The organism is Lentzea jiangxiensis (genome assembly GCF_900104175.1).
Taxonomy (GTDB): domain Bacteria; phylum Actinomycetota; class Actinomycetes; order Mycobacteriales; family Pseudonocardiaceae; genus Lentzea; species Lentzea jiangxiensis.
Genome location: NZ_FNIX01000009.1, coordinates 240171 through 246854 on the forward strand (window position 1 = coordinate 240171; position 6684 = coordinate 246854).

Genomic DNA, 6684 nt, shown 5'->3' on the forward strand with positions numbered 1-6684 from the left:
GTCTCTGGGAGGTGTGAAGCTGCCCGAGGAAACGGTCGACGAGCAGGGCAACGTGGGCCACCGCCATCACGAGATGTCCGACGCGTGGCTGGTGGGTCGCGCGAGCGAACTCGTCGCCGTCGCCCAGAGCAGCCACCTCGCCGCACAGCTCGACGCGGCTTCGGAGATCGACCACATCCTGGCGGAGGCGCAGGGGCGTGGTGAGCCCCGCATCGTCGCGCAGCTGCTCAGAGCCGCGGCCGTGGTCCGCCTGGTCACGCCGGGCCTCGTCGACATGTCGGCCCCCCAGCTCGACGAGATGCTGAGCCACTGCCGCCGCCACGGCCTGATCGTGCTGGAGGCGGACGCGCGGGCGCTGCGCGGGCGCCGGTTCCTGCTCGGCAACGCCGAGGACAAGGCGCTGACCGAGATCGCGTCGGCGCTCGCGATGATGCTCGACGAGGAACCCGACGTCGACCCGGTCTTCGACAGGCGGATCTGGGACCAGCTGCTCGCCACGACGCTGCAGGACATCGCCCTGGTGCTGACCCAGCTCGGCGTCTACGAGATGGCGGACGACGTGCTGGCGGGCGCGAACAACGCGTTGCGCGAGAGCGGCCAGCCGCACCAGATCTACGTGCACCTGGTGAACCGGGCCCGGTTGCGGATCGGGTGGGGCCTGCGGCTCGAACGGGTGAACCTGCACGACGCCGCGCGCGAGCAGTTCCGGGTCGCCTCCGGCCTGGCCGAGGCGGCCGAGGTGCCGTTCCGGCAGTCGCTGCACCCCGGCAGGCGCGACCTCGACGCCGCCGAGCAGGTGCCGATCCTCGGTGCCGCCCACGCGCTGACGAACCCGAGCGAGGACCACCTCGACCGGCTGTGGTCGTTGCGCGGCCTGTCGATGTACGCGCGGGAGCTGATCATCGTCGCGATCGCGCTGGCCCGGTGCCTGGTGAAGGCGAACCGGCTGGACGACGCGCTCAAGGTCCTCGACGACACGCGCACGCAGATGGAGCACGACACGTCGGAGCCGTCGCTGGTGCTGTCGCTGGAGCGCGAGTACGCGCACCTGTGCGGTCCGCACACGACGTCGGCGTTGCAGGCCTACAACGCGGCCCTGGAGCTGGAGCTGTGGCAGATGCGGGAGTCCCGCGTGGCCACGTTGCAGACGCGCCGCGAGCACGAACGGCTGACGCGCGCGCACGGCGCGATCGCCCAGCAGGCGTTGCAGGACCCGTTGACCGGGCTGCCGAACCGCCGCGCGCTCGACGACAAGATGGCCGAGCTCATCGCCGGTCAGGTCGACCCGTTCTCCATCGCCCTGGTCGACCTCGACGGGTTCAAGGGCGTGAACGACCGGTATTCGCACGCCGAGGGTGATGACGTCCTCCGGGTGATTGCCAGCACACTCCGGCAGGCCCTGCGGGGTGACGACATGGTGGCCCGCTACGGCGGCGACGAGTTCGTCGTCCTGCTGCCGGGAGCCCCCCTGCACGCCGCGGAAGCAGCGCTCGGGCGAGCCGTGGATGCGGTGGCGGGCTTGCCAATCGACCTCTCCCGGGGCGTGACGCTGTCGGTCGGCGTCATCTCCCTGCGCCCGCGCGAATCGGCGAACCAGGCCCTGTCGAGGGCCGACTCCGCGATGTACGTGGCGAAGCGCCAGGGTGGCTGCCAGGTGGCGGCGGTGGCGGGGGAGCCCTCCGCGGAGGCTTAGGCTGGTCCGCGGACTTCGAACCACCCAGCCTGTTAGGGAGAGCATTGATGCTCGAGGGCCCTGTCAGCACGGTCGTGCTCGCCGCCGGGGAAGGCACCCGCATGCGGTCGTCCACGCCCAAGGTGCTGCACCGGATCGCCGGACGCTCACTCGTCGAACACGCGGTGCGCGCGGCGGCGGGCACAGACCCCGACCACCTGGCCGTCGTCGTCGGCCACGGCCGCGAAGCAGTCACCGAGCATCTCGAAACCCTCGCCGGCGCGCTCGGCCGCAAGGTCACCGTCGCGGTGCAGGCCGAGCAGAAGGGCACCGGGCACGCCGTCGGCTGCGGCCTCGCCGAGCTGCCCCACGACCTCGGCGGCACGGTGATCGTGAGCTACGGCGACGTGCCACTGCTCGACACGAAGACGTTCTCCGCGCTGTTGTCCGAGCACCGGACCGCCGGCAACGCGGTCACGGTGCTGACGGCCGTGGTGGACGACCCCACCGGGTACGGCCGGATCGTGCGCGACTCCGACGGCAGCGTGCAGCGGATCGTGGAGCAGAAGGACGCCTCGGCGGCCGAACAGCTCATCACCGAGATCAACTCCGGCGTCTACGCGTTCGACGCGGCGGTGCTGCGCGACGGTCTCTCGCGGTTGTCCACTGACAACGCGCAGGGCGAGCTCTACCTGACCGACGTCCTGGGCATCGCCCGCGGCGACGGCCTGCGGGTCGGCGCGCTGATCGCGTCCGACCCCTGGCTGGTCGAGGGCATCAACGACCGCGTGCAGCTCGCGGCCGTCGGCGCCGAGATGAACCGCCGCATCGTCGAGGGCCACCTGCGCTCCGGCGTCACGTTCGTCGACCCGTCCTCGGCGTGGATCGACGCGGACGTGACCATCGGCCAGGACGCGGTGGTCGAGCCGAACGTGCAGCTCCGCGCGGGCACCGCGATCGGGGCCAGGGCGACCGTCGGTCCCGACACCACGCTGTCCGGCGTGCAGGTCGGCGAGGGCGCCTCGGTCGTGCGGACCCACGGCAGCGACTCGGTGATCGGCGACGGCGCCTCGGTCGGCCCGTTCGCCTACCTCCGCCCCGGCACCTCCCTGGGCGTGAAGGGCAAGATCGGCACGTTCGTCGAGACGAAGAACTCGCAGATCGGCGACGGCTCGAAGGTCCCCCACCTGTCCTACATCGGCGACGCCACGATCGGCGATCACAGCAACATCGGCGCAGCATCGGTGACCGTCAACTACGACGGGGTGAACAAGCACCGCACGATCGTCGGATCCCACTGCCGCACCGGCTCGGACAACATGTTCGTGGCTCCGGTGACCGTGGGCGACGGCGCTTACACCGGCGCGGGCACCGTCCTGCGCCGCGACGTCCCGCCGGGCGCGCTCGCCGTGTCCGGAGGCCCCCAGCGCAACCTCGAAGGCTGGGTGCTCAGCCGTCGTGAGGGCACCGCCGCCGCCCGCGCGGCGGAACAGGCCCTGGCGAAGCAGAATGCCGACGAGAAGACTGAGGAGGGTCGCTGACCGTGAACCCGCAGATGCCCGGCACACCGAAGAAGAACCTGATGCTCTTCGGCGGGCGTGCCTACCCGGAGCTGACGGACGAGGTCTCGAAGCACCTCAACGTCACGGTGACCCCGCAGTCGGCCTACGACTTCGCGAACGGCGAGATCTTCGTCCGCTTCGAGGAGTCCGTGCGAGGCTGCGACGCCTTCGTCATCCAGTCGCACACCGCGCCCATCAACCAGTGGCTGATGGAACAGCTGATCATGGTCGACGCCCTGAAGCGCGCCTCGGCCAAGCGCATCACGGTGATCATGCCGTTCTACCCGTACAGCCGTCAGGACAAGAAGCACCGCGGCCGCGAGCCCATCTCCGCCCGCCTGGTCGCCGACCTGTTCAAGACCGCGGGTGCCGACCGCCTCGTCTCGGTCGACCTGCACACCGCCCAGATCCAGGGCTTCTTCGACGGCCCGGTCGACCACCTGTGGGCCATGCCGCTGCTCGCGGACCACATCCGCGGCAAGTACGCGGGCCACGAGATCACCGTCGTCTCCCCCGACTCCGGCCGCACCAAGCTGGCCGAGAAGTGGGCCGACACCCTCGGCGGCGCGCCGATCGCGTTCATCCACAAGACCCGTGACCCGCTGCGCCCGAACGAGGTGGTCTCGAACCGCGTCGTCGGCAAGGTCGAGGGCCGCCTGTGCATCGTGATCGACGACATGGTCGACACCGGCGGCACCATCGCCGGCGCCGTGAAGCAGCTGCTGAGCGAGGGCGCCTCCGACGTGGTCATCGCGGCCACGCACGGCATCCTGTCGGGCCCGGCCACGCAGCGCCTGCAGGACTCGGGCGCCCGCGAGGTCGTGTTCACCGACACGCTGCCGATCCCGGCGGAGAAGCGGTTCCCGAACATGACCGTGCTGTCGATCGCGCCGCTGCTCGCGCGCGTGATCCAGGAGGTGTTCGAGGACGGGTCCGTGACGTCGCTGTTCGACGGCAACGCCTGACCTCACCGGTGTCCCGCAGGGGCCTTCCGCAGTCCGTTCCCGGACGCGGGAGGCCCCTTCCGGTTCCCGGGTGGCGAACCGGTCACCCCCGCGAGCCCGTCCGAGCACCCCCCGATTGGCCTCCCCGATGCCCACTCACCTACACTGGTCGGGTTGCCTCGGCGAGGGCGGGCTCCCCAGCTCGGCGTGATCGACGCGGTGGCTTGACGCCGCGCGTGTTGACCCTGTTTCCGCGCTGCTCGCCGCCGCAGGCCACCACCAAGCCTCAACCGCTGAGAACTTGTGCACCGCCCCGACGTACAAGGTCAGACTTGTAAGGAGTACCCCACCGTGTCCGAGGTTCGTCTCGCCGCTGAGCAGCGCACCGAATTCGGCAAGGGCGCCGCCCGCCGTACCCGTCGCGCCGGCAAGATCCCCGCGGTGCTCTACGGCCACGGTTCCGACCCGAAGCACCTGGCCCTGCCGGCGCTCGAGTTCGCCCGTGTCGTCCGTGAGCACGGCCAGAACGCAGTCCTCACGCTGTCCCTGGACGGCGGCAGCGAGCTGGCGCTCACCAAGACCGTCACCACGCACCCCATCAAGAACTACATCGAGCACGTCGACCTGCTGCTCGTGACGCGCGGCGAGAAGGTCACCGTCGAGGTGCCGCTGGTCATCTCGGGCGAGCCCGCTTCGGGCACGCTGCTGACGCAGGACCTGAGCACGATCCAGATCGAGTCCGACGCGATGAACATCCCGGACCAGATCGAGCTGTCGATCGCCGGTGTCGGCGCGGGCACGCAGATCCACGCCAGCGACCTGACCCTGCCCGCCGGTGCTGTTCTCATCACCGACGCCGAGGCCCTGGTCGTCGCCGTGAACGAGGCGCCGTCCGCGGCGCAGCTCGAGGGTGACGACTCGGCGGACGCGTCGGCCGAGGCCACCGAGGAAAGCTGAGCCCCATCACGTCGGGCCGAAACGACGGCGCGCCGCCTCCTCACGAGGGGGGCGGCGCGCCGTTGCCGTACCTGCGCCCGGCGGACGTCCGGTCGAAGACCTTCCGGCGCAAGCGGCAGGGCTACGACCCCGGGCAGGTCAACGAGTTCCTGCAGATCATCGCCGACGCGCTGGCCGGCCGTCTCCGCCTGGACCCGGACCACATCCGCACCGTCAGGTTCGCGGCGGTCCCGAACGGCTACGACCCGCTGAGCGTCGACGGCGTCCTGCACCTGCTGGAGTTCCAGGTCCGCAACGGCATCGTGCCGCCGACGGGCCTGAGCACCGGCGAGGACCTGAGAGCGCGCAAGCTGCCGAAGACCGGCACCGGCTACGATCGCGCCGAAGTCGACGCCTTCATCACCCGCGCCGCGGCCAACCTGGACGGCCGGGGCTCCATGACCTCCACCGAGGTCCGCAACACCCGGTTCAGCACCACGTCCGGCCTGCTGGGCAAGGGGTACCAGGTGCAGGCCGTGGACACGTTGCTGGACGATCTCGAGCAGGAGTTGCGGTTCCGTGGACGCTGACCTCGCCCTCATCGTCGGCTTGGGCAACCCGGGCCCCAGGTACGAGGGCAACCGCCACAACATCGGCTTCCTGGTCCTCGACGAACTGGCCGCCCGCATGAACGGCAGGTTCAAGGCCCACAAGTCCGGCGCCGAGGTCGTCGAGGGCCGCCTGTCCGGCCACCGCGTCGTGCTGGCCAAGCCCCGCAGCTTCATGAACCTCTCCGGCGGCCCCGTCGCGAGCGCCGTGAAGTTCTTCAAGCCCACCACGATCCTCGTGGTCCACGACGAGCTGGACCTCCCGTTCGCCGCGCTGCGCATGAAGCTCGGCGGCGGCGACAACGGCCACAACGGACTCCGCTCGATCACGAAGTCCCTGGGCACCAAGGACTACCACCGCCTGCGTTTCGGCGTGGACCGCCCCTCGGGTCGCCAGGACCCCGCCGACTACGTCCTCAAGGACTTCTCCACCGTGGAGCGCAAGCAGCTCGCGCTGGAGATCGACCGGGCGGCGGACGCGGCCGAGGCCCTCGTGACCAAGGGCCTGGAAGCCGCGCAGAACGCCTTCCACTAGCACCGGGACGAGCGGCACGGCCGACCGGAAGCCAGGCCGCGGCGCCGTGGCCCGCGCGGCTCCTCGCGAGAACGCGAGAGCCGCGCGGACGCCCTCCACCAGCGCTAGATGTACTCGGCCAACACGTTGGTGACGGTGTGTCGGCTTGATCATGGGTGAGGCCTCCGGGTGCGGTGGTGATTGCGAAGTCAGTCACCACAGCCGGAGGCCTCGATGGGACACGCTAACGCCCGCCTGACAGTGCATGGACGCCTGGTCCTGGTTACGCGGGTCGCCGCCGGCAGACCGGTGGCACACGTGGCCAAGGAGCTCGGTGTCTCACGGCAATGCGCGCACCGCTGGGTCCGCCGATTCCGTGACGAGGGGGCCGCGGGGCTGGCCGATCGGTCGAGCCGGCCGCATCACATGCCGTCGCGGACCTCGGCCG

The 6684-nt window shown here is 70.6% G+C and carries 7 protein-coding genes; all 7 read left to right on the forward strand.

What is annotated here, in order from left to right; genetic code table 11:
• Positions 1 to 13: 13 nt before the first annotated feature.
• Positions 14 to 1693, forward strand: coding sequence for a GGDEF domain-containing protein (locus BLQ91_RS23970; RefSeq protein WP_342670665.1), 1680 nt, complete (start codon positions 14 to 16; stop codon positions 1691 to 1693).
• A gap of 47 nt (positions 1694 to 1740) precedes the next feature.
• Complete coding sequence (gene glmU / locus BLQ91_RS23975) at positions 1741 to 3213, forward strand: bifunctional UDP-N-acetylglucosamine diphosphorylase/glucosamine-1-phosphate N-acetyltransferase GlmU (protein ID WP_090100051.1); 1473 nt, start codon at positions 1741 to 1743, stop codon at positions 3211 to 3213.
• 14 nt (positions 3214 to 3227) lie between these two features.
• Entirely contained in the window at positions 3228 to 4199 is a 972-nt protein-coding gene (locus tag BLQ91_RS23980; protein ID WP_176959931.1) for a ribose-phosphate diphosphokinase, read from the forward strand.
• A 330-nt stretch (positions 4200 to 4529) separates the two neighbouring features.
• Positions 4530 to 5135 (forward strand): 50S ribosomal protein L25/general stress protein Ctc, encoded by a 606-nt coding sequence (locus BLQ91_RS23985; protein WP_090099986.1) that lies wholly within the window; start codon positions 4530 to 4532, stop codon positions 5133 to 5135.
• A gap of 62 nt (positions 5136 to 5197) precedes the next feature.
• On the forward strand, positions 5198 to 5704 hold the full coding sequence (locus tag BLQ91_RS23990) for a DivIVA domain-containing protein (protein ID WP_090099988.1): 507 nt from the start codon (positions 5198 to 5200) through the stop codon (positions 5702 to 5704).
• Complete coding sequence (gene pth, locus BLQ91_RS23995) at positions 5694 to 6257, forward strand: aminoacyl-tRNA hydrolase (protein ID WP_090099989.1); 564 nt, start codon at positions 5694 to 5696, stop codon at positions 6255 to 6257. The genes BLQ91_RS23990 and pth overlap by 11 nt, the downstream gene beginning before the upstream one ends.
• A gap of 213 nt (positions 6258 to 6470) precedes the next feature.
• A partial coding sequence (locus BLQ91_RS24000) for a helix-turn-helix domain-containing protein (protein WP_143022784.1) occupies positions 6471 to 6684 on the forward strand: 214 nt, incomplete at its 3' end.

Bases quoted from the DNA above. Each gene is read 5' to 3' on its own strand.
- glmU (WP_090100051.1), top strand. From the start codon at position 1,741: ATGCTCGAGGGCCCTGTCAGCACGGTCGTGCTCGCCGCCGGGGAAGGC.
- BLQ91_RS23980 (WP_176959931.1), top strand. From the start codon at position 3,228: ATGCCCGGCACACCGAAGAAGAACCTGATGCTCTTCGGCGGGCGTGCC.